Origin of the sequence: Sorangium sp. So ce281, from assembly GCF_051527395.1 — a bacterium.
GTDB classification, from domain to species: Bacteria; Myxococcota_A; Polyangia; order Polyangiales; family Polyangiaceae; genus Sorangium; species Sorangium cellulosum_B.
In genome coordinates, this window is sequence record NZ_CP150322.1 from 6,824,664 (window position 1) to 6,848,557 (window position 23,894).

14 protein-coding genes and 2 CRISPR repeat arrays are annotated in these 23,894 nt (G+C 71.1%); of the genes, 8 read left to right on the top strand and 6 right to left on the bottom strand.

Annotated features, from left to right (window positions below):
• Positions 1–85 precede the first annotated feature (85 nt).
• Positions 86–2,974, bottom strand: coding sequence for an nSTAND1 domain-containing NTPase (locus WMF27_RS25880; protein WP_437766209.1), 2,889 nt, complete (start codon positions 2,972–2,974; stop codon positions 86–88).
• Positions 2,975–3,365: 391 nt separating this feature from the next.
• Here WMF27_RS25880 and WMF27_RS25885 point away from each other — a divergent pair, with 391 nt between their 5' ends.
• Positions 3,366–4,877, top strand: a complete 1,512-nt coding sequence (locus WMF27_RS25885; RefSeq protein WP_437766208.1) for a sigma 54-interacting transcriptional regulator — start codon at positions 3,366–3,368, stop codon at positions 4,875–4,877.
• 362 nt (positions 4,878–5,239) lie between these two features.
• On the opposite strand, the gene WMF27_RS25890 is transcribed toward WMF27_RS25885, so the two are convergent.
• Positions 5,240–5,980: a Uma2 family endonuclease gene (locus WMF27_RS25890; protein WP_437766207.1), complete on the bottom strand. Its 741-nt coding sequence runs from the start codon at positions 5,978–5,980 to the stop codon at positions 5,240–5,242.
• Positions 5,981–6,468: 488 nt separating this feature from the next.
• On the opposite strand from WMF27_RS25890, the gene WMF27_RS25895 reads away from it, so the two are divergent.
• The gene (locus WMF27_RS25895) at positions 6,469–7,530 is read left to right on the top strand and encodes a hypothetical protein (RefSeq protein WP_437766206.1); all 1,062 of its coding nucleotides are present in this window, start codon (positions 6,469–6,471) and stop codon (positions 7,528–7,530) included.
• Between the two features lie 111 nt (positions 7,531–7,641).
• Here the strand turns inward: WMF27_RS25895 and WMF27_RS25900 are convergent, their stop codons facing one another.
• From WMF27_RS25900 to WMF27_RS25910, 3 genes are all read right to left on the bottom strand, one after another.
• Entirely contained in the window at positions 7,642–10,032 is a 2,391-nt protein-coding gene (locus tag WMF27_RS25900; protein WP_437766205.1) for a hypothetical protein, read from the bottom strand.
• 89 nt (positions 10,033–10,121) lie between these two features.
• Positions 10,122–10,304, bottom strand: a complete 183-nt coding sequence (locus WMF27_RS25905; RefSeq protein WP_437766204.1) for a hypothetical protein — start codon at positions 10,302–10,304, stop codon at positions 10,122–10,124.
• 801 nt (positions 10,305–11,105) lie between these two features.
• A CRISPR array of direct repeats spans positions 11,106–11,946; the repeat unit is 36 nt; unit sequence CTCTCCGCCGCTGAAAGGCGGCGGCCCCATTGAAGC.
• Between the two features lie 425 nt (positions 11,947–12,371).
• On the bottom strand, positions 12,372–13,574 hold the full coding sequence (locus tag WMF27_RS25910) for an IS110 family transposase (protein WP_437761397.1): 1,203 nt from the start codon (positions 13,572–13,574) through the stop codon (positions 12,372–12,374).
• Between the two features lie 601 nt (positions 13,575–14,175).
• Positions 14,176–14,936: direct repeats of the CRISPR family, unit length 36 nt; unit sequence CTCTCCGCCGCTGAAAGGCGGCGGCCCCATTGAAGC.
• An 859-nt stretch (positions 14,937–15,795) separates the two neighbouring features.
• Here WMF27_RS25910 and WMF27_RS25915 point away from each other — a divergent pair.
• From WMF27_RS25915 to WMF27_RS25935, 5 genes are all read left to right on the top strand, one after another.
• Entirely contained in the window at positions 15,796–16,203 is a 408-nt protein-coding gene (locus WMF27_RS25915; RefSeq protein WP_437766203.1) for a DUF6968 family protein, read from the top strand.
• Between the two features lie 463 nt (positions 16,204–16,666).
• The gene (locus WMF27_RS25920; RefSeq protein ID WP_437766202.1) at positions 16,667–18,187 is read left to right on the top strand and encodes an RNA polymerase sigma factor; all 1,521 of its coding nucleotides are present in this window, start codon (positions 16,667–16,669) and stop codon (positions 18,185–18,187) included.
• Positions 18,188–18,237: 50 nt separating this feature from the next.
• Entirely contained in the window at positions 18,238–19,323 is a 1,086-nt protein-coding gene (locus WMF27_RS25925) for a hypothetical protein (protein WP_437766201.1), read from the top strand.
• A 148-nt stretch (positions 19,324–19,471) separates the two neighbouring features.
• On the top strand, positions 19,472–20,629 hold the full coding sequence (locus WMF27_RS25930; RefSeq protein ID WP_437943047.1) for a hypothetical protein: 1,158 nt from the start codon (positions 19,472–19,474) through the stop codon (positions 20,627–20,629).
• A 237-nt stretch (positions 20,630–20,866) separates the two neighbouring features.
• Positions 20,867–22,231, top strand: coding sequence for an SGNH/GDSL hydrolase family protein (locus WMF27_RS25935; RefSeq protein ID WP_437943048.1), 1,365 nt, complete (start codon positions 20,867–20,869; stop codon positions 22,229–22,231).
• A gap of 66 nt (positions 22,232–22,297) precedes the next feature.
• On the opposite strand, the gene WMF27_RS25940 is transcribed toward WMF27_RS25935, so the two are convergent.
• Positions 22,298–22,753, bottom strand: coding sequence for a GFA family protein (locus WMF27_RS25940; RefSeq protein ID WP_437766198.1), 456 nt, complete (start codon positions 22,751–22,753; stop codon positions 22,298–22,300).
• Between the two features lie 135 nt (positions 22,754–22,888).
• Between WMF27_RS25940 and WMF27_RS25945 the strand changes: the two genes are divergently transcribed.
• Entirely contained in the window at positions 22,889–23,869 is a 981-nt protein-coding gene (locus tag WMF27_RS25945; RefSeq protein ID WP_437943049.1) for a helix-turn-helix transcriptional regulator, read from the top strand.
• Positions 23,870–23,894: the final 25 nt, after the last annotated feature.

Consider the following 23,894-nt stretch of genomic DNA (forward strand, 5'->3'; position numbering starts at 1 on the left):
CATAAGACGCCAAGATTTTCTATTTCCTTGGCGTCTTATGGCGTCTTGGCGGTTCATTTCTCGCTTGATCAACGTGATCGGCGCTCTAGTTCAACTTCGTGCTGCGCTTCGCGCCCAGCTCGCGCTCCAGCTCCTTGACCCGCGCCTTCTCGCGATCGAGCCGGTCCTGTTCGAGCTTGTACAGGACCTCCAGCTCGTCCTTGGCGCGCCGGGCCTCCTCGGTCTTGTGCAGCGCCAGCTCGGCCGATTTCCTGGCGACCTCTTCGTTCCTGCGCGCCTGTTCGAGCGCCGCGGTCAGCTCGCGGTTCTTCGCCTTCAGCTGATCTTTGCTGAGCTCGACCTGGGTCGAGGCTTCGTCGGCCTTCTGCCTGAACGTGTCGGCCTTGTCCTCGGCTCGCTTCTTGGCCGTCTTTTCGGCCTGGAGCTCGTCGTACTGCCGCCGGATGGTCCGCTCCTTCTCCACCGCCACGCTCTCGGCGGCGCGGGCCTCCTTCCTGGCGTCGTTGACGACGATGAGCCCGACGCCCGCCGTGACGACCAGCAGCGACAGGACGGCGATGGTCGCGACGACCACCAGCCGCTTCGTGCGCCGCCCGTGCGCCGCCAGCGCCAGCACGCCATGCAGGTAGTCCGTCTGTACGCGCAGGAGCAGGCCGCGGTAGCGGCGATACCACACCTCCGCCTCGGCGGCCGCCTCGCCGCGCCAGAGCAGTCCGTTCGGACGGCCCTTCCGGTCCCACTGCCTGGCCACGGCGTCGAGCTGTTCGAGGTACGGCGCGTCCTCGGCGTGCTCGTCGAGCCAGTGCTCGAGCATCGGCCAGCTGCGGATCAGCGATTCGTGCACGATCTCGACGAGCGAGCCGGCCTCGCTCTCGCCGGGCTGGGTCACGAGCAGGCGGGCGTCGACCAGCTCGTCGATCAGCCGCTGCATGACCTCCGGCTCGTGCCACAGCTCGCGCAGCTCGTTCACCGACGCGATCGCGCGCGTCCGCTCCGGGGTGACGAGCTGCAGGAAGATGGCGCGGACCAGGGTCTGTTCCTGCGGTGCGAGCCCGCTCAGCACCGCGTTGGCGTGGCTTGCCAGGGCGCCCTCGACCCCGCCAAGCTCCTGGTACGCGCGCTGGGTCAGGCGCTTCCGCGCCACGTCGCGGCCGTCCCAGAGCTTGCTGGCCGCGAACTGGAGGAGCGGCAGCGCCCCGGTCGACGCTTCGAGCTGTTCGAGCATCTCATCGACGATGGACGGGGTCTCGAACCGGTAGCCGACCAGCTCGGCCGGTCTGACGATGGCCTCGCGCAGGCCTTCGCGGTCGGGCTGGACGAGGAAATACAGCGCCTTGTCGAGCTCGGCCATGAACCGGCTGTCCTCGGCCACACGATCGAGGAAGTCGGAGCGGATCGACAGGATCACGCGCAGCGGCGACGTCGGGTCGTCGGCCACGCTCAGGAGCGCCTGGGTGAACTTCAGCCGTTCCTTGGCGTCGGGCGTGAGCGTGTAGAGCTCCTCGAACTGGTCGACGAACAAGGCGATCTTGCAGCCCCGTTTGCGCGCTCGCTCGCGCAGGCTCGCCCCGAGGAATCCCGGCTCGCTGCCGAGCCTGCTCGCCAGATCGCGGAGGTGGCCGCCATCGTCCCCGTCAGGGACGTCGGCGGCGTCGGTCGTGTCCGCGTTGCGGTCGCGGGCGACGGTCGCCAGCACCCGGACGAGCGCGGCGACGGGCTGGCGTCCCGGGCGCACGACGAACGACTCCCACTCGTCGCCCGAGTGCTTGAGCGCCGGTATGACACCGGCGCGGACGAACGACGATTTGCCGACCCCGGACGGGCCGACGATGCCGATGAGCGGATGTTCGGGCAGGCGCGCGATGACCGTGGCGATATCGCGTGAGCGGCCGAAGAACCGGTTCGCGTCCGCCTCCTGGAACGCGGTGAGGCCAGCGTACGGGCTCTCGGCGTCCCCGAGCTCCCGGCCTTCGCGGCCGGGGAGCAGGCGCTCGAGCGCCGCGAGGGCGTCGGTCGCGCTGGCGATGCGCTTGTCCCGGTGCTTCTGGAGGCAACCATCGATGACGTCCGCGAGCGCGGGCGGTATGGCCACGCTCGCGTCGTGAGCGCTGGGCATGGGCTGCTCCAGCACCCCGGTGAGCAGCAGCTGCTCCCAGGACAGCGGCGAGAGCGGATGCTTGCCGACCAGCAGCTGATACAAGATGATCCCGATCGCCCACAGATCGGACCGATAATCGAGCTCCTCGCCGTTCCACTGCTCGGGCGACAGGTAGGGGAGCGTGCCGATGAGCGCGCCCCGCTGCGTGAGCCTGCGGGCCGGCGGCAGCACCTCCACGGTGGTCGCCATCGCCGTCACCATCGGCTCGAGCTCGCTCTCGTGGACGACCTTGGAGATGCCGAAATCGAGGACCTTGATCGCGCCGGACTCGGTGACGAAGATGTTGTCGGGCTTGAGATCGCGGTGGATGATCTGATGCTCGTGCGCGCAAGCCAGGGCGCGCAACACCGGCACCATGAGCTGCACCGCCCGGCCGACCGGCATCGTCCCGCCGGCCGCGAGGGCGTGGAGGGTCTGTCCTTTCAGGTACTCGAGCACGATGAACGGATTGCCCTGAAACTCGCTGACATCGTGGATGACGACGATGTTTTCGTGGCTGCACCGCGCGGTGTTCCGCGCCTCGACGATGAAGCGCTCGGTGAACGACGGCCGGTCGCGCTGCATGAGCTTGATGGCGACCCGGCGCCCGAGCTTGGTGTCGCGGGCGAGATACACGGCGCCCATGCCGCCGTGCCCGAGCTCGCGGATGATCTCGTAGTGGTCGACCCACGTCCCCGGTGGGAGCGGCTCGTGCTGCCCGGGCGGAGAGTCGGTGCCGCGCGGGCCGGGGCGGCCAGGCAGGTTCTCGGTCGCTGTCCCGCTCGCCGGCGCCGTGATGCCGCCCGTGCCGAGATGGTCGCGTCGCACTTGCGTCATGGCCTGCGGTGCCCTCTGGTCCACATCGATGTCGGCCGAAGATACTGCCTCCTGGCAAAAGCCGGCAAGGCGCCGGGCGCCCGCCGGTGGCGAGCTATCTGGGCCCCGCTGCACCCGTGCGTGCGGTCACGCAGCGTCACCGAGCGTCTCGCAAGGCAGGCGGGCGCTCTTCCAGCAGAACGGCAATCTTCCGCCAACAGGCGATACCAGGCGAGCGTGCTGGAGCTTCGGCCGGCTTGCCGAGCGCGGCGAGAGAGCTGGTGGCGGCGCTCCGGCTCCGCGACCACGGCGACGCGCTTCATCCTACCGTTGCACGTCGGGCGCTCCGGCACGTCGAGCTCACCGCACCTTCCCTGGAAGCGCCATCGAGGTGTAGAAAGGATCGGTGAGTATGGATCGTTCACGTCGGAGCCAGCCGGCCAGCGCGGCGCCCCCGAAGGGTCGCGCCGCGGCGTGCCTCTCTGGAGAGAAGGTGCTCCGGGAGCTCGCGGTGTTCGCCAGCGACGGGGTCGTGGCCTACCCCCTGCCCGAGAGCGGCTCTGTCTCTATCGGCCGCTCCTCCGACAACGACATCTGCATCAACCACCGTTCCGTCTCGCGCCGGCACGCGATCCTGCACCTCGGACCCCAGCTGCGGCTCGAAGATCTGGGCGGCACGAACGCGACCTTCGTCCAGGCGCCGCTCGCGGCCGTCGAGACGGTGAAGACAGAAGAGCTGCGCCAGGTCTCGAAGCAGACGATCGATATCGCGCCCGGCGAATGCATCACCCTGGGTTCGGTCTTCGTGGTCATCCGCCGGACCCAGGCCGCCGGGAGCTCACCTTCCGCCGGCGGGCGCTCGCCCGCCGCGTCCGACGGGAGCGGCGAACTCGTCCTGCGGGACCCGGCCATGCGGGCCCTCTACGAGCAGGCCTATCTCGCCGCCCCGGGCCGCATCAGCGTCCTTCTGCTCGGAGAGACCGGCACCGGCAAGGAGGTGCTGGCTCAGGCCATCCACCGCCGTTCTTCGCCTGCCCGCGCGCGAGGGCCCTTTCTCGGGCTCAACTGTGCTGCGCTGTCCGAGTCGCTCCTGGAGAGCGAGCTCTTCGGTCACGAGAAGGGCGCCTTCACCGGGGCGGTCCAGGCGCGGCCGGGGTTGTTCGAGGCGGCCGACGGGGGCACGGTGTTCCTCGACGAGGTGGGCGAGCTGCCGCAGACGATCCAGGTCAAGCTCCTGCGCGTGCTCGAAGAGCACCAGGTGCTCCGCGTCGGCGGCCGGGTCCCGCGCAGCATCGATGTCCGCTTCCTCTCCGCCACCCACCGCGATCTCGAGGCCGATGTCGCGCGCGGGGCCTTCCGGCAAGATCTCTATTTCCGGCTGAACGGGGTGACGCTGACGATTCCGCCGCTGCGCCAGCGCGTCGCCGACATCGCCCCGCTCGCCGAGCTCTTCGCGGCGAAAGCCTGCAAGGCGTTCGAGCGATCGCAGATCCCCGCGCTCTCGGGCGAGGCCGTCGCGCTGCTCGAGCGCTATCCTTGGCCGGGCAACATCCGGGAGCTGCGCAACGCGATGGAGCGCGCCGTCATGCTCTGCGCCGGCGATCGCCTTCTCCCGGAGCACCTGCCGCCCAGGATGACGGCGGGCGCCGCGCCTCGGGCCCCAGCGCCGGGCGCCGCCGCGCGGGACCACGAGGTGAAGAGCCGCCCAGAAGAGCCGATGGCCCCGCGCGGGACAGAGGGGACCACGCCGCAGGCGCTCGCGTCGGCTCCGAACGAGAGGCAGCGCATCGTCGACGCGCTCGAGAAGTGTGTGGGGAACCAGACGTATGCCGCGAAGGTGCTCGGCATCTCGCGGCGCACGCTCGTCACCAAGATCGAGAAGTACAACCTCCCGCGGCCGCGAAAGCCGAAGGAGACCAGCTAGAGCGACAAACGGGTTGAAACTGCCTGGGAAGCGCAGAATTTCGAACCGCCAAGACACCAAGGACGCCAAGAAGAGAATCTTATCTTGGCGTCCTTGGTGTCTTGGCGGTTTGTCTCTCGCTCGATCAACGTGATCGCTATTCTAGACGAGATACACGGGCGCCGCCGTGCGGCGTCGTCCGGGCGGGCAGCGGCTGGGGAGCAACAGGGAGCGGGAGAACGAGCGTCGCCCGCGCGGCTTGAGGTTCACCGCAGAGCTCGCGCACAGAGCGCCGAGCACGCTCACCCAGGATGTGGCCAAGAGCCCTGGACGCATCGGGAGCTCCCGCGGGGAGACGGCCTCCCCGGGGCGAGGCGAGCGCCTCATCCCCGGGAGCGTCGCCGCGTCTTCCGTTTCCCTCGGGCTTGCGCCAGCTCTGCCCGCAGCGCCTGCACCTCGGCCTGCAGCTTGTCGTTCGCTTCGCGCGCCTTGCTCTCCGCCTCGCGCGCCTTGCTCTCGGCCTCGCGCGCCTTGCTCTCCGCCTCGTCCGGCGTCGGCAGCAGATCGTGGCCTTCGCGGTCGCGCGCCAGCCGGAGCATCGGGCCGAGCGACGGGTCTTGCACGACGGTCCACCAGAGGCCCAGCGTCTCGCAAGCGCGCAGATCGGGGTCGTCGGACGCCCGCTCCACGAGATCGCCGTCGAGCGCGTCCCAGATGCGGATCGGTCGCTCTCGATCCTCGGGATCGAAGCGCACGACCTCCGGGATGCCCGCGGCGCGGTAGCGCTCGAGCTTCTCGTCCCAGTCGGGCTCGCCCTCGTCCGAGTCGCTCACGATCTCGACCCCGAGGTCAGGCGCGCCGTGCAGCCAGATCTTCCAGGTGCGGAAGGTACGATGAGGCATACCCAGCCGGACGAAGGCGTCGGGAGCGAGGCGCTTCTTCGAGGTCCTCGGGTCCCAGTAGACGAACTGCTCTGAGCCGAGGGTCGCCGTGTGCGCGAGCTCGCGCTTGAGGATGAGGTACAGCGCGGTGCGGAGCTCCAGGTGGCGGTTCGTCTCGGGCACTTCTTCGGCTTCGGGGAAGTACACCGGCTCGGGCGGGCGGCTGTAGACGTGAGGTCCCATCCGGCGGCGGGGAGCGGCGGCCGGACGAGGTGCAGCGGGCGGACGGGCCGTGGACTCGACGTCTGACATGGCCTGGCACGGAGGATACCACGACCGCCACCTCTGCGGCATCGACAGGCCGAGGGAGCGGCTGGCGGACGAGGGAACGCGCCTCGCGGCGCCGTCGAGCCCCGAAGTGAACCGAGAGCGGCGCGGGCGTCACCTCCTGAGAGGAGGCGGGCGCGGCTCACGGGGAGGTCATCGGCCCTCCGGGTCGCTCCCGCGCGTCCGCGCGACGCGGCGACGGCCGCGCGAGCCCTCTCGACGTCGCCCTGACGTGAAGCGCTGGTGCGCGGACGGCGGTTGTGCTGACATGCCGACAGCAACTGGACATTTACGGGTCGATGAGGCGTAAGCGCCGTCTGCCCATCGCCTGGCAGATGAAGTCCATCCGACGCTCCGCCTGACGAGCTCTCCATCGGTCGCGGCGTCGGTGCAGAGGTCTTCCGATGACAACTCTGGTGCAGCCTCCCATGGCACTCGCGGCGCTCTCTTTCTCGCTCACGCTGCTCCTTGCCGGCTCGGTCCTGGCGCAGGCTCCTGCACCTTCCCCACCGCCGACCACCGCGCCGCAGGCGGCCCCGCTGCCATCGCCGACCGCCGCGCCGCAGGCGGCCCCGCTGCCATCACCGAGCGCCGCGCCGCAGGGGGGCCCGCCGCCACCGCCGGCCGATGCGCCGACTCCCGCACCGATCCCCCCGCCGGACCGCGAGGCCGGCGTGGCATCGCCGGTCTCCCCTGCGCCGTACGCGCCCACGGCAGGTCCATCCCCCGGCGCAGCGCCGGCGGGCGGTGGTCCTCCCATGACGGGCGTCGCTCCTCCCATCGCGGCCCCTGTGTACAACGCTCTCCCGGTCGCGTATCCCGCGTACGGCGATCTCGCCGTCAGGGAGCCCGCGGACGGCGCTCCGCCGACGGCGAACGGGTTTCAGATGGCGATCCGCCTGGGCTACGCGATCCCGAAGGGTGGCGCGACGGGCGCCAGCTCCGACGATCTCTCGAGGATGTTCGGAGGGCAGGCGCCTATCCTGGTCGAGCTGGGCGGCAAGGCCAGCGCCGACCTCTTCATCGGCGTCTACGCGGGTCTGGGGCTCGGTACCCCGGGCAGCGCGATAGAAGCGCAGTGCAGCTCGGGCCTCATCTCCTGTTCGGCGCGGACCTTCCGGATGGGCCCCGAGATGCAGGTGCATCTCAATCCGGATGGCAAGGTAAACCCCTGGCTCGGCTATGGCGCCGGCCTGGAGATCGCGACGCTCTCCATGAGCGGCAGCGGTCGCGACGCCAGCCTGTCCCTGGTGGGGCTCGAGTTCGCGCACCTCATGGCCGGCGTCGATTTCCGGATCAACAGCGCCTTCGGCATGGGGCCGGTGCTCGCCATGTCGCTGGGTGAGTATTCGTCGATGACCTTCGAGCTCGATGGCGTGGAGGTGCCCGACGCGAGCGGCCGGATCCCCGAGACGGCGCTTCACGCATGGTTGAGCCTCGGCGTGCGGCTCGTCCTCTTGCCCTGATCGCGCGTGGAAAGGGGCGTCCCTCACCCCTCGCGCGCCGCGAGCGCTCGTATCGCAGCCTCCCTCGGGGTTGCTCGGCTCCGCCTGCGCGACCGCGCCGCGCTCAGCCCGTCATCCGCCCGCGGCGTCCAGCATCGCCCGCAGGAGCGGCGGCGTGCGCCGCGGATCGCAGGGCGCCTTCACCGCCCGGCCCGCGACGACCGCGCTCATATGGCACGTCCCCGGCCGCGGCAGGTGATCCATCCAGTAGAGATCGAACCGGTCGTCCGGCGCGAGCCGCCGCACCATCGGCTCGAGCGGCAGCATCAGCCCCTCGCGGAAGCGGGCCAGATAGACCACGTTCGACAGGCGAACAGGGGAGTTCAGCCCGATGCGGCGCCGCGTCCCGGACGCGTAAGGGCCCGTGTGATCGATGAACTCCACGGTCTGGAGATCGCCGTAGAGGTCCGGCTCCGTCTTCTCGACCGTCACCAGCGTCCACGCGCAGAGCGGCCGCTGCGCCCGCAGGAGCGCGCGCGTCATCTGCTCGAAGTCGGGCAGATCCGCGGCCGCCCGCGCCTCGGTGTAGTGGCCGTGCGCGAACTGGTTGCGCTCGGCCTGCATCAGGTTCGAGAGCGTCTCGAACGTCTGGTTGTGCGACAGCTTGACGTCGAGCACCTCCCTCGCCATCGAGCCGATCGGATCGTCGCGGTCGCCGAACGCCCGCGCGGCCGTGCGCGCGAGCTCGCGCCACGCGCCGAGCGCAAGGCCGTCGCGCGTGCGCGTGCGGCCGTGGAAATCGAGCAACGCGCCCCACCCGGGAGGCGCCCCGCCCGCGCCTGGACCGCCCGCGCCCGCCCCGCCCGCGCCCGGACTGCTCGGGACGCCGCCGCGCGCCGAGGTCGGGGGCGCGCTGCCGCCGCTGAAGAAGGCCGAGACGAGCACCGTCGCGATGAAGCGCCACGTGCCCTCGAGCACGTCGAACAGCATCTTCACCCGCTCGATCGCGCTCGACGCCCCGATCGCCGCCCGCACCCGCCCCGCGATGGGATAGGGCAGGCCGCCGCTCAGCGCCGAGAGCACCCCGTGCGGATCGCCGCACTCGCGCGAGATCTCCGCCGCCCGCGCGCCCGCGTCGGCGTCGTGCAGGAGCTCCCACGACAGGGTCCGCGCGTGCTCGACCCTCCCGTCCAGGATGGGCGGCCGGCCGTGCCAGTCGCACTGCACAGCGCTCGCCATCACCGCCGGATCCGCCTTGCGGGGCACACACGCGGCGACCACGCCGGGCGCGAGCGGCGCGATCAGCGCGCCGGCGCCCGCGTGGGTCGCGACGACCGCCGCGAGCTCCTGCGCGAGCGCCCCGATGACGTGCGGCCCGACGCCGCCGAGCGCGCTCTGCTCCTCGATGCCGAACAGGACCGTCGCCCGGCGCCCGCTCCGCGACGCCTCGATCACCTCGAACGGCGCGGCGAAGCGCGCGCTGGCCGCGCCGTCGCGGAGCTCCACCACGGGGGTGGACGCGCCGTTCGCGCCCGCCGCGCCCCGCTCGCGCTCCGCCCCGAGCGACGCGCCCCGCTCGCGCTCCGCCCCGAGCGATGCGCCCCGCTCGCGCTCCGCCGCGAGCGATGCAATCGCGTGCAGGCCGAGCTCGACCTCGCGGCCGGCCACGTCCGCCTCGCCGGCGATGGTGAAGTAGCCGCACGCGAACGCCCCGAGCCCCGCGGCCTCCGCGGCCTCCAGGGCCTGCCGGGCCGCGGCGGCCGCCTCCGCGGCGCCGCCCCGCACGAGCACCACCGCCGTGCCGTCCGCGTCGCCGACAGGCAGATCCGGCCACAGCCGGTGCACCGCGACCAGGGCGGCCGCCGCGCGCGAGGGCGCGCCCGCCTCGATCGGCCGCAGCAGGACGAGCGCGCCCTGGCCCTTCCGCGCGAGGAGCGACGCGCACTCCTGCTCCAGCCCGGCGCGCGCGAGCAGGCCCGTCGCCGGGTCCACCGCCCCGGCGGGGACCGACAGCGCGGCGTAGCGGCGGTCGAAGAACGTCGCGCGCATGCCGCCGACGCAGACGAAGGTGCCGTGCACGAGCGGCGATTCCTCCCCGCGCGCGAGGTGCCGCGCGCCGACCTGCACGGGCACGCTGCACTCCTCGCGGCGGCGCAGCCACCAGCGCACGCCGTCGTGGCGCAGCGAGGCCGCGAGCCGCGACGCCACGTCGGCGTAGACGAGCTCGTTGCGCTCGTCGCCCACGCGCTCCACGCGGCCGAGCCGCAGCGCGCCGACCGGCTCGAGCCGGAGCTCGTGGAGGTAGCCGTCGCGCCCCTCGATCCGCAGCCGATCCGGCGCGGCCACCTCGCCGCGCCACAGCGAGAACCCGGGCGCCTGCGTGAGCCAGAGCGTGGCGCCGCCCGCCGCGACCGACCGCAGCTCGGCCCCGGGCGCGCCCTCGGGGCCGCCCGCCTCGACGGGCGCGGGCGGGACGCTCTCGCCTACCGGAAGGTCCCCGCCGCTGTCTTCTCCGCCCGTCACGCGTCCCTGTCCATGGTGATGCCCGCGAGCCGCGCCGCCCGAGCATCCGGGGGCTCCTTGGGCGATTACCGCACTGCGGCGCGGCAAATTCAACGCAAATGCGCCGCGGCGAATTCCGCGATGCCGCCCAATTCCGCGATGCCGCCCCGCGCCGCCTGCGCTGGCCGCGCCGCCTGCCTCACCGCGCGGGCCTCGCCCCGCGCCTTGCGCCGAGCCGAATCCGCCATCCTGCCGGCGGCAGCGAGCGTGGTCGCATTCGCCTGGTTGCTCACCCATCCTCCGAACGGAGCCGGCCGCATTTGCATGCGCAGCAGCCGGCACAGGACGGCTCCCCTCGCCGAGAGCGGGGCGCCTCCTCAGGGCCAGCGCGCGAGTCGATGGCGGCGATCCTCGCGGAGGGGAGCGCCTTCAGCTCGGGTGCTCTGCCGTCGTCATCGCGTGCGCCCGAGGCGCGCCGGGCGAGCTTGCGCCCCGGCCCGGGTGAAGGGACACCTGCCTCGACAGGGCGGCCCCCCAGGGAGGGCGATGCACGCGGGGCCTCGGAAGGCGAGATCCCCCGCGGAAAGCGCGGGCGCCCCGAGGCGGCGGACGGGCGCCCCGCGGCGGAAGGCGTCTCCCCCGGGTCCGAGGGCAAGCGCCCCGCAGGGGATGAGTCGGGCGAGGTGGGGGATGAGTCGGGCGAGGTGGGGGATGAGTCGGGCGAGGCGGGGGGCGACGTGGCCGGAGGCGGGGCATGCGTCGTGCGAGCCGGGGGCGACAGCGCCGGAGGCAGGGCAGCGAGCGGCGGAGGTGGGGGGTGTACGGGCGGAGCCGCCGGCGAGAGCGGAAGGGCTGCCCGAGGAGAGGACGGGGCGTGTTATGACGAGGGCGGGAGCACCGGCTGCGAGCGGTGGCGTGACGCGAAAACCCCGGGGGGCGCTCGCAAGGCGGGCAGGTGTTTGAAATCAGGAAGAATTTCTGGATGGCCGAGGCCACGCCAGGGGCCTCGGACGGCCCGCGCGGGGGGCCGGAACGGGAACCTCTCGCAAACCGGGTTGTAAGTACGCGAAATGTCAGGTAGGTCTGGGAGGCCTCTCTCCGCCGCTGAAAGGCGGCGGCCCCATTGAAGCCTCGGCTCCGGCGAGCGCCAGCCGTTCTTCGCGCGCGCCTCTCCGCCGCTGAAAGGCGGCGGCCCCATTGAAGCGAGGGCTCGCGATGAGCTCCGGCACACTGTGCCGCGCTCTCCGCCGCTGAAAGGCGGCGGCCCCATTGAAGCGCCCACTGGCACGCGAGGTAGTAGACGCCGATCTCGTTCTCTCCGCCGCTGAAAGGCGGCGGCCCCATTGAAGCTCCGACTCAAACTTCATCCGACGCAGCCGCTCGAGCTCCTCTCCGCCGCTGAAAGGCGGCGGCCCCATTGAAGCCCCTTCTTCCCGCTCCTGCCGCCGAGCATGTACCTGCTCTCCGCCGCTGAAAGGCGGCGGCCCCATTGAAGCGACCCTGGCGGGCGCGGCTACTTCACGGTGCTCGACCTCTCCGCCGCTGAAAGGCGGCGGCCCCATTGAAGCTGCGCTTTCACCTCCCTGCTGCCAATCATCACCATTCTCTCCGCCGCTGAAAGGCGGCGGCCCCATTGAAGCAGGGACGACCCCAGCGGGTGGGTCGCGCGCATGTGCGCTCTCCGCCGCTGAAAGGCGGCGGCCCCATTGAAGCGTCATCAAAAACGAACGAGCCACGCACGACGAGACCTCTCTCCGCCGCTGAAAGGCGGCGGCCCCATTGAAGCCGTGCGACCTCGGCATCGCTCGCGACCGCGGCGAGCTCCGCTCTCCGCCGCTGAAAGGCGGCGGCCCCATTGAAGCCGTTTGAACGGCTGTCCAGGCTTGACGCCATATCCAGCTCTCCGCCGCTGAAAGGCGGCGGCCCCATTGAAGCCCATGCGGTTCTAGAACATCGACGATGAGGCAGCCCCGAGGTCAAGGGCTTTAGCGCTCTCTTTCCGCGGCTGGCCGGCTTCGGCTCGGCAGCGGTAGCGCTCGGTGTCGTCAGTGCAGGTCGTTTCGGCATGGGCGTCTCCCTTCGCCCTGGCGGGCGTCGTTACGGTTGGGCTGGAGCGCCGCGTCGCGTGCGCAGGAGCGAGCTGTGGCTCAATCGACGATCCGCATTCACAGGCCGGCGGTCGCCCTGGTGACCTGGATGCAGGCTGGGGTCCGAAACGGGATCGTGGAGGCGCAATCTATCAAACGGTGTGTTCCACCCAGAGGCGGATCACCCTCGGTGTTCCCGCGCTCATCCACGTAGCCCTCGTTCACGCTCCTGGCGTGGCGCGCTCGTGGCGCATGTCCCCCGTGTGGGGGAAGTCAGTGCATCGAGGCCCTCCTTGAGGTCGAGCTCGGCCTCGATGGAGCCGCTGCCGTGGCGGCGTTGAGTCCCTTGTCGACGGACCGTTGCCGGCGGCGCGCCTTGACCGTGGCTCGCTGCAAGGCGTGCGCCTGCTGCTCGACCGACTGCGCCTGCAGGCGCAGGCCCTTGGCCGAGGCAGCCGCTGCGCTCTGCGCGTCGTAGAGCGTGCCGTCGCGCCACATGGCCCACAGCACCCCCGACAGCCGCCGCGCCAGCGCCACGACGGCGATGTGGCGACCCCGGCGTTCGGCAATGGCGTCTGCCCATCGACGCAGTGGGTCGTCGCCGCTCTTGTTCTTGTGCCGCAGGATCGTGTGCGCGGCCTGTGTCAGCAGCACGCGCACGTACGCGTTGCCTTGCTTGGTGATCGAACCCAGCCGCCGCTTGTCGCGCCCGCCGGAGGTGTCCTCCAAGGGAACCAGACCCAGGTAGGAGGCGAGCTGGTGGGCGTGGCGAAAGCGCTTGGCTTCGTCCACGACCGAGACGAACGCGGCAGCGACGACCAGCCCCACGCCGGGCGCCGTGGTCAACCGCGCGATCACCGGCTCGTGGGCGCACAGCTGCTCGAGCGCGGCATCGACCAGCGCGATCTGGGGGTTGAGCACCTCCAGCGTGATCACCAAGGGCCCGACCAGCTGACGGCTCTCGGCTGGCAAAGAGGCCTCGCGCAGCCGCGCGAGAAAATCCTCGGTCATACATGTCGCGAGCTTGTGTCCGCAGGCGCGCAGAATGCCGCGCACGGTGGTGACGTACTGGGCTCGCGTCTCGACCAGCGCGCGCCGGACGGCCAGCTGGTGGCGAATGGCCCGCCGGTGAGGCGAAAGCACGTGAGCGAGCGGAATGCCCCCGCGCTCGACGGCGCGCGCCAGCGCCTCGGCATCGAGGCGGTCATTCTTGCGGCCGTGCTGGCCAACGCCGACCTGACGTGCTCGCGTGGTGTCGACGACCAGGACGTCGTGGCCCCAGTCGCGGAGCTTGTCGTGAGCCACCCAGGCCTCCCGGCACGCCTCGATCGCCACCCGGGCCGGCGAGGACGACGGACCGAGGACATCTTGGAGCGAATCAAGCGAGCGGACCGTGCGTCGCAGCGCCACCTGCCCGCCCACTACCTCGCAGAACGAAATCTCGTTGACCCCCAGATCCAGCGCTACACTTCGCATGGCTGACCTCTCCTGGGCCCCCGTCGACTGCGTCTTCGAACGCGTGGGGGTGCCCGCAGGCAACCCTGCAGGCGAGAGGTCGGCCATCTTGCTTGCTGCTCCGAGTGGCTCCTTCTTGCGCGCTGCTCTCCGGAGCTTGGAGCCCCCGCCGGAGGCCTCCGTCCGCCCATCGCCCGCAGCTTTGTCCGGCTGGAGCGCGCAGGGGGAGTCAAGGGCGGCGGAGCCGGCGAGCTCCGCTCGCGAACCCTTGACCCCCCCGAGCACTCCAGCACGCTCTGCTGCTGCCGATGGGCCGACCTCCACGGTGATGCGGGCTGTCTTCGCAGGCCCCGCCGCGCGAACGCGTCGAGCAGACGCACGGGTCGGTGCGGTCGGCATCGTGGATCCAGGCGCCGCTTGGGCTGCCTCATCCCATCTATCACGTTGAAACCCGGAGAATTTTCACAGGGAGGCGGGGAGATGGGGAGGAAGAAGAAATAAATTTCTCCCTCTTGCCGTCTCTCGCTCCCCGCCTCCCCGCCTCCCTGTAAAAATTCCTGCTTTTTCTCGTGGTTTCAACCCGTTTGTCGCTCTAGCCCTTCGCTGCCAGGCTGAGACGGTGCTCTCCGCCGCTGAAAGGCGGCGGCCCCATTGAAGCCCAATCCATGGCATCCTCGTACGCGCCACGGATCCAGCTCTCCGCCGCTGAAAGGCGGCGGCCCCATTGAAGCTTCGCCGTGACGATGTACCCGTCGAGTGCGGTCACGCTCTCCGCCGCTGAAAGGCGGCGGCCCCATTGAAGCGGACAGCGGCTCGCCGCCGAGATGCGTGAACAGATACTCTCCGCCGCTGAAAGGCGGCGGCCCCATTGAAGCTAAGAAAGCCGATCTCTACGAGCTATTCCAGCGAGCTCTCCGCCGCTGAAAGGCGGCGGCCCCATTGAAGCCACTTGCGCTCGCTCGCGCGGATGTCGACCGGGCCCCACTCTCCGCCGCTGAAAGGCGGCGGCCCCATTGAAGCTCCACCGTCGTCCGCTGGTACCCGGTCGCGGAGACGCTCTCCGCCGCTGAAAGGCGGCGGCCCCATTGAAGCTACCAGCGCCCGCCCGCGGCGGTCGCCATCGCGATCCTCTCCGCCGCTGAAAGGCGGCGGCCCCATTGAAGCTACGGGCACCCATCCGGAGCGGGCGCGGTCGACTGCACTCTCCGCCGCTGAAAGGCGGCGGCCCCATTGAAGCACGATCGACAGGCCGTCGATCAGCGCCGACTCGCTCTCTCTCCGCCGCTGAAAGGCGGCGGCCCCATTGAAGCTGCACCAGGGACGCGGCATTCTTGGTACTCACAAGCTCTCTCCGCCGCTGAAAGGCGGCGGCCCCATTGAAGCTGAGTCGGGTGAGCATCTACCGATGCGGCTCCCCTAGAACATCGATCACGTTGATCTAGCGAGAAATGAACCGCCAAGACGCCATAAGACGCCAAAAAAAAAAAAAAAAACCACAAAAATCTTGGCGTCTTATGGCGTCTTGGCGGTTGGAAATTCTGCGCTTTTCAGGCAGTTTCAACCCGTCTGTCGATCTAGCTCTCCGCCGCTGAAAGGCGGCGGCCCCGTTGAAGCAAGGCCTGCCCCGGGGTGAGGTTGGGGGCAGGGGGACCAAGTCCACCGGCTACGTCGATGGGCGTCTGCATCGATGTGATAGGGGCGCGGTCCCAGGGACCGCACCTGCCGCGCAACACCATGAAAGCGCACGGACCTTTGTCGTCGCCAGGGATCCACACCCATTACGGATTTCCTACGTCAAGATCTTACGCGGAAGAGACGAGAAGAATGGCGTCGATCAGCCTGGCAGGCTCGTCCTTGACGTGGCCAGGGGCCGCGCTCCACGTGCTCCTCGGGGGGGGAGCACATGAGGCGACTGCTGCGCGCGCTGGGTCTGCTGGGAGTTGCAGGGACGGCGGCGACCACGGGATGTGGAGCATCGCCAGAGGTGGACGAACCTGAAGCGGCCAGCGGCGAGGTCGAGCTGCCTGACTCCTACAGTGAGTGCGTTGCCGCCTGCAGGAACGGTCAGCTCGCGATGGAGCAGTTTTGCCGGGGGCTACCTGATCCACGCATGAGAGCGACCTGCTGGTTGGCTGCAAAGGGTGGCATGATCGCCTGCATCAACTGGTGCAACTGGCATTTCGGGGAATAGTCGACGGCTGCCACTTGACCGTTCCCGGGAACGAGCGGCAGGCTGCGTCCCATGGTTCCCATCGACAACCCCATCGCGGAACGTCGCCTCACCGTCGTTGACGACCCAGGTCGTTCGGTGACGGTAGCGCTCGGCCAACCTCTGGAGGTTCAGCCGGGTCAATGGGCGTGCCCGTTCACGATCGACGGCATCCCCGAGCCTCGGTCGGATCGAGGTCTCGGGATCGATGGCATTTCAGCCTTGCTCAACGCCCTCCATGCCATCCGGTATGCGCTCGAGACTTCCGGGATTCGTGTTTCCTGGGAGGGGGGGGAGCCGGGGGACGCGGGCTTTCCGAAGCTGATGCACTATGCCTTCGGGTTCGCATTCTCCCAGCGGATGGAGCAGCTCATCGACGAAGAGATCCAGAAGCTCGTGGACGAGAAGAAGGCGCGTGCTGCGACGGGCTCCCCCGGCTGAAGCCCCCTCCCGACGCGCCATGCTCCGAGAGGGGGCGTGACCGCGGGTGTCTCGATCGCCGCCTGTGTGGCCTGGGCTGGGCCTACACCGCGGTCACTGCATCACGAAGTAGACGATCCCATCGAGCACCTGGAGATGCACCTGGGTGGACCTCGCCCCCTTGTCCTCCGTGGACTTGAGCGCCTCCTCCAGCGCAGCACGCGGGACACGGATGCTCAGGACACGGATCGGATGACGGCACCGCCTCTTGCGAACAGCGGGTTCGTCTCGACGGCCTCGGCGACGGCCCTGGGGTGGTGGGCTAGCGGTGGGAGAGATCACCCCCGACCCGCTGCGCACCCGCGCCGCCCAGCGCCCCGCATCGTTCGGACCTCTGCCGCCATCGGCCACGCTCCCGCCCCACCCCTCGGCACCAGCCCGGTCGATTCTGTGACGATCCCAGAAATCCCCCGCAATTCTAAGCATGAGCCTTCTCTCTCCCCTCCCCCCTCCTCCCACCGACCTCGCCCTGCACAGCACCTGGACGTCCATGCACGCGACCGCCGTTCACGTGCTCCCGGGGATGCTCCGGTACCTCGGCGTCGCCGAGGACGACATCGACGACCTGTCCCAGGAGGTCCTCCTCGGCGCCTACACAAGCCTCCGCCGGTACAACCCTGCCTATCCCGCCGCGGCGCGCGGCGCTGCCTCACCGCCGCCGGCCGCCTCGCCGCTCCTCCAGGACCTCGCGTCCGCCATGCCAGCTGCCGCCGCGGGCACCGTCCAGGAGAAGCAGGGGCAGGACGACCCCGCGTCGCTCCCTCCGCCGGCGCCGCGCAATCCCCCTCGGGCATCGCGCCCGCACGGCCTCGGCCCGCGCTGGCGAGCCGAGTCCAGCTGGCTCTTCGGGATCGCCTGGCGAAAGGTCCGGCGCCATCTGGAGCGCACCTACCGGCGCCTCGAGGTGCCGGTGGGCCTCGCGAGCGAGGCGTGCTTCGAGGGCACCGACGCCGCGCCGACCAGCGAGCAGCGCATCGCCACGAACCAGCGAATCGCGATCGCGACCCGCCTGCTGGCGACGATCGCGCCCGAACGGCGCGCCATCCTGATCATGGCCGATGGGGTCGAGATCCCGGTGCGCGAGATCGCGCGCTCCCTCGAGCTCAACGAGAACACCGCTGCAAGCCGGCTGCGCCTCGCGCGCGAAGACTACCGCGCCGCCGTGAAGCGCCTGCGCCCCGAGGAGCAGCGCGCGCTCCGGTCCGGCCTGCTCATCCTCCCGCTCTTCTCCCTCACCTCCTCGCGCCCCGCCGTCGCGTCGCCGGCCTTTCAGTCTGGCGCCTCCGCCATCGTCGAGACGAACGCGCCCGTGACCCGCCCCGAGCTGCCAGGCGAGCCCGGACCCCAGGACTTCGCAGATCGACCCGGGCGCGCCGCTCGCCTCGCGCGCCCGCTCGCCCGGCTCATCCGCCCGGCGCTGGCGTTGGCGGCGGCGGGCGTCGGCGGCGCCGCGCTGTTCGCCGCGCTCGCGCCGGCGCCGGCCCTCTGGGCCCACCGCCTGGGCCCGATCGCGACACCGCTCCTCCTCTCGCGTGCCGTCCCCCCCGAGGCGCGACCGGAGACGGGTCCCGGTGGGCGGCCGCGCTCCGATGCGCCGCGCTCCGACGCGATCTCGGACAAGGAAGCTCCACCCCCTCGTGCGCCCGCGCCCGCGCCCGCGCCCGCGCCGGCAAGTGCCTTCCGCCGGCGCGAGCCCGCCGCGCCGGAGCAGCGCGCTCCCTCCGACCGGCATCAAGAGCCGCTCGCCGACGAGCTGCAGCTGCTCGACACCGCCAGGCAGGCGCTGTTGCAAGGCGACAGGGCGACCGCGCTGGAGCGCATCGCCGCCCATGAGCGACGGTTCCCCGAGGGGCAGCTCAAGCTGATACGCGAGCGCCTGCGAACGAAGGCGGCGGCGGCGCAAGCGACGCCGGCCGGCGGCGCGGCGGGGCAGAAGCTTCCGTGACCGCGCGGAGGAGGCACGTGCGCCGGACATCGCACGGCGAGAGCGCGCGCATGAAGCGGGCGGCCCGCGCGGCGCTCGCCTCGATGGCCGCGGGGGCGATCTCCGTCGCTGGCGCCACGCCGGTCCGGGCCGAGTTCACGCCCGCGCCGCTCCGGGTGCGGCTCGAGTTCATCCGCGGGCCAGGCGCCGAGGATTGCCCGGACGAGTCGTTCCTGCGCGCGGAGACGGCCAGGGCGATGGGCGGGGTCGACCCCTATGATGCAGAGGCTCCGTTCACGATGACGGCGTCCATCGAGCGCCGGCACGGCAAGCTCGCCGCATCGCTGTTCCTCCGCGATGGCGACGGTCACGGGCGCTGGGCCGACGGGTTCAGCGCGCGCGACGACTGCAAGGTGCTCGTCACCTCCATGGCCCTGTCCATCGCCTTGGTGCTCGACGACGCCGCCGAGCTCCCCGCACCACCGGCGGCGCCAGCGAGGCCCGCCGAGCAGGCGATGCCGCCCGAAGAGCCCTGCTCGCCGGAGCGGCCCTGCCCGCCGAAGCCGGCCCCTGCGCCGCCATCACCGCCGCGCACGGCGTCCCCCGTGCGCGCGCCGCCCCGGAGCAGCGCAGTACTGCGAGCGCCGGCGGAACGCTTCCGCTGGGTGGCCGGCCTCGGCGCGGTGGCAGGCCTCGGGTTGACGCCCGGCGTTGCCGCTGGGCCGGCGCTGTCCGTCGGGGCACGCTGGCCGGCGTGGTCCGTGGCGCTGGAGGTCCGCGGGCTCGCCGCACTGTCAGGAAACGTCGACGCCGTCGCCATGTCGGTCTCCACCCTCACGACGGATGTCGTCTTCTGTCTGGACCGCCGGAGCTTGTTCGCGTGCGGCCTCGCCGAGCTCGGCGTCCTCCATGCGGTCCCCGCTGTTCCGTTCAACACGACATCACGGCTGAATCTCCACGCCGGATTCGGTGCTCGGGCGGGTATCGAGTGGCCTCTCTCGGAAAATTTATCAGCCCGAGCACACGCGGATGTCGCTCATCCTGTGGCCGCCGCCGCCATCCTTCGCCACCCAGGCGATCCTGAGCCCGAGCGCCCTGTCTGGAGCGCTCCTGCCGTCGCCGTGGCGCTCGGCCTCGGTCTACAGGCGAGCTTCTGAGAGTGATTCGACAGTGAACGCGGCAGAACGCTCCGACAAATTGAAACGGCAAGAGAACTTCCTCTCGCTTCAGGGAATGGTGTTCATGAGAATCGTCGTACGTCATAGGCCTTGTGCTGAAGAATGGCGTTCAAGTAAGGTTTCAGCCATGCGGACGGCACGATTTGTCCTTCCAGGGTTGCTGCTCATCGCTGGCTGCGAGCAAGACCCCATCATCATCACGGGCCCCTGCACAGCCCAAGAGAAGGCGCTGGGGTATTGCTCGGGGGCCGCCACCGGCGGCCAAGGCGGCGACGGCGGTGAGGGCGGTGAAGGCGGTGAGGGCGGCGCCGGTGGCCAAGGCGCGGCCGGCGGCGAGGCCAGCGCCGGCGGCCAGGGCGGCGCCGGCGGCGACATGCACAGCTCGCTGTGCTCCGGCCAGTGCGCCCCGCCTGCGCCGCTCGGCTGGTTCGGCCCGGCGCTGCTCTGGTTCGGCCCACCCGAAGCTGTCCCCGACTGCCCCGCCGACGCGCCGACCATCGGCTACGAGGGCTTCGCCGATCTCCAGCAGCCGCCGATCGACTGCGCGACCTGCGCGTGCGATCCGCCCGAGGCCTCGTGCGCGCTCCCCACCGGCTGGGCCGCATCGTCCGCCTCGTGCCCCGGCGACGAGCCGGGCACCGTGATGACCTCGTTCGCCGCGCCCGACGGCTGGGACGGCGCGTGCACCGCGGCGAACCCGATCCCCGAAGGCCAGCTCTGCGACGGCGAGCCCTGCGTGCAGTCGCTCACGATCGCGGCGCCCTCGGTCACGACCGGCGCGTGCACGCCGCGCATCGACGCGCCGCCGCCTGTCCCCAGGCTGGATCCGTGGGCGACGCGGGCCAGGGCGTGCCTCGCCGGCGCGTACACCGCGTGCGAGGACGCGACGACGTGCGTGCCAGCAGCGCCGTCGGGCTTCCTGACCTGCGTCTACCACGAGGGCGGCGACGCCGGCTGTCCGGAGGGGTACGCCGCCAGGCACGTCTTCTTCGAGGACGTGATCGACGGCCGCGAGTGCACCCCCTGCGGCTGCGGCGACCCGACCGGCGCCTCGTGCACCCTCATGGCGTCCGTGTTCCGCGACGCCGCCTGCACGGACCTGCTCGCGTCGAACCTCGTCAGCTCCAGCGTCCCGTTCTGCGTCGTGACGCCTCCCGGCGCAGGCCTGGGGAGCAAGTCGGCCGTGATCTCGGCCGTCGAGCCGGGCGCGTGCGCTCCGCACGGTGGCGAGCCCGTGGGCGAGCTCCAGGCGAGCGCGCCATCGACCTTCTGCTGCACGGCCTGAGCGGGGCGCTCCCGGAAGCCTGAAGCGCGAAGCATCGTCGAGCAGGGCGTGGATTCGCACGGTGCCCCTGCGCCCGGCGAGAGGGTCGGCGGGGACGCCGACGTGCTGCGAAGTGTGTGACGACTGGAGCCATGGATCGGGAATACAGTCGGCGGACGCCGTGAGGTCGTGAGGATTGAGACTCTGTGGGCGTCCTCCGCGCTCCACGGCTCCAGGCAAACAACCGGGATAGGACCGATGGATAATTCACCGAGACACAACGCAGTCACCTCGACGCGCCGCGACGCCCGGCGCTCCTCGTCCGCGCGGCCCGAGCCGAAGCACGGTCGCTCGCCGCGCGCTCCCCTCCTCCTCGCCGCGGCGATCGGGCTGATGACCGCTGCGCCGGGGCGCCCCGCGCTGGCCGCGGACAAGGCGCCCGAGGGGCGATGGGTCGCTGGATGGCACAGCAGCCCGACGCCCGGCGGCACGTTCAACTCGCAGGATTGTCCGTCGGACGTCGGCCTCGCCGACCAGACGGTCCGGAACATCGTCCGCGTGAGCGCCGGCGGGAGCTCGGTGCGCGTGCGCATCTCCAACGCCGGCGGCAGCGAGCCGCTCAAGGTGGGCTCGGCGTCGGTCGCGCTCTCGGCCGGTGGAGCCGCCACGGTCGCGGGGAGCTCGCTGCCGCTGCGCTTCGGAGGCCAGACATCGATCGTCATCGCCGCGGGCGGCGAGGCGGTGAGCGACCCGGTGGCGCTGAAGGTCCAGCCGCTGCAGGCGCTGGCGGTGAACGTCTACCTCCCGAGCAAGACCGGGCCGATCACGCAACACTACTTTGCGGCACAGGACAACTTCCTCGCCTCGGGCAACCGGACAGGGAACGGCGCCGACAAGCAGTTCACACGGAAGATCTCGTGCTGGATGGCCGTGTCGGGCGTCGACGTCAAGGCCTCGCCGGACGTCGTCGGCACCCTGATCACGCTCGGCGACTCGATCACGGATGGATACCTGTCGACCAAGAACGACAACCATCGCTACCCCGATTACCTCGCGCAGCGCCTCGCCAGCCGGAAGGGGCCGACCCTCGCCGTGGCGAACGCCGGGATCATCGGGAACGAGCTGCTCACCGTCCGTCCCCAGCTCCAGTTCGGGTACCCCGTCCCTGCCCGCCTCGCGCGCGACGTGCTGACCCAGCCCGGAGCGCGCGCGATCATCCTGCTGGCAGGCATCAACGACATCGGCGATCGCTCCGCCAAGGCCGCGGATCTGATCCCGGCGGTCCAGCAGATCATCCAGTCTGCCCGCGCCGCCGGGCTCAAGATCTACGGCGGCACCCTGGTGCCGTTCGCCGGCTCGAACGGCACCTACAAGGGCGATTATGGCACCGCCAAGGGGGAGCAGGAGCGGCAGAAGCTGAACACGTGGATCCGCACGAGCGGCGCCTTCGACGGGGTGATCGACTTCGACAAGGCCCTGCGCGACCCGGCCGATCCGAGCCGCCTGCTCCCGGCCTACGACGCGGACAAGCTGCACCCGAACGACGCCGGGTACCAGGCGATGGCGAACGCGGTGGACCTGGACGCGATCATCAACGCCGTCGTCAAGGGAGCATCTCCGTAAACCTCGAGCTCCCGGCGCCGCCGGCCCGGGGCGCTCGGCAAGCGCCCGCCGGCGGCGCGCTCCGGCTCAAGCCCTCTTGGCGGCGGAGAACGGATCCACGTACGTCGTGGCGCCGATCTGCGCCCAGGTGTCGTGACGCCCGTCGAGGTACGCCACCGGGACCCCGGTGAGGTCCGCGTCGTCGAGGCAATTCAGGTTCACGGAGCAGAACTCCCCGCCGAGCTCCGGGATGTTCCCGTGCCCGAAGACGCGCATGCCGCACGTCTTGCAGAACCGGGCATGGCCGGCCTCGTACCGCGAGTAGTCGCCGAGGACCTCCTCGCCGGCGATCAGGCGGAAGGCGCTCGGCTTCACGAGGATGCCCCACCACCTCGTCTTCGTGCAGATCGTGCAGTTGCACTGCGTCGTCCCGGCACTCGGGTCGAAGTCGGCCTCGAAGCGGACGGCGTGGCAAGCGCAGCTGCCCTTGTAGGTCCGGAAGCCGGGGGTCGTCGTTGTGTGCTCGGAAGCGGCGTTGCTCATGGGCGGTAGCTCCAAAGGGTGGGGGGCGGGGGCCGTAGGCTCGTCGAGACGCGCCTTCGGGCGCCTCGCCCGCGGGAGGAGAGGAAGCTAGACTGGATTGCGGACAGATTCGGTCCGCAAGGAGACAGGCGGCACATGGTCCAGACGTCCGCGCGGCTGCTGAAGCTCCTGTCGCTGCTGCAATCCCGGCGCTTCTGGACGGGCGGCGAGCTGGCCCGCGAGCTCGCGATCACCGAGCGCAGCGTCCGGCGCGACGTGGACAGGCTCCGGAGCCTCGGGTACCCCGTCCACGCGGCCACCGGCATCGGCGGCGGATACCAGCTCGGCGCCGGGAAGGAGCTGCCGCCGCTGCCGCTCGAGGACGACGAGGCGGTCGCCGTCGCCGTGGGGCTGCGCGCGGCGGCGACCGGACCCGTGAGGGGGCTGGAGGAGGCGTCGGTGCGCGCGCTCGGGAAGCTCGAGCAGGTGCTCCCCAAGCGGCTCCGGCGCAAGGTGACCGCGCTGGGCGCCGTGAGCGTGCGGCTGGGCGACGGCGGCCCCACCGTCGACGCGGACGCGCTCGCCGTCATGGCGAACGCATGCCGCGACGCCGAGGTCCTGCGCTTCGACTACAGCAGCCACAGCGGCGTCGCGAGCACGCGCGCCGTCGAGCCGTACCGGCTCGTGCACACGAGCCGCCGCTGGTACCTGCTCGCGTACGATCTCCACCGGGACGCATGGCGGACGTTCCGCGTCGATCGCATCCAGGGCAGGCCGAAGGCCGCGGGCCGCTTCAAGCCGCGCCCGCTGCCCGCGGAGGACGTGGCCGACTACGTGTCGAGGTCGGTCTCCACCGACGCCTACCCGATCCGCGCGCGCGTGACCGTGCACGCCCCCGCGCAGGCCGTCTCGGAGCGGCTCTCGGGCGTGGCGGGGCGCATCGAGGCGCTTTCGCCGGACCGCTGCGTGGTCCACACCGGCGGCGGGAGCCTCGACGCGCTCGCCTTCCACCTCGGGTTCATGGGGTTCGAGTTCGAGGTGCACGAGCCCGAGGAGCTCATCGACCAGCTCCGCCGCCTGGCCGAGCGCCTCGGCCGGGCCGCGGGGCGGAGCGGGGCGACGGGAGAGGGCTCGTGAAGTCCCGTTCCCTCACGCGACGCGA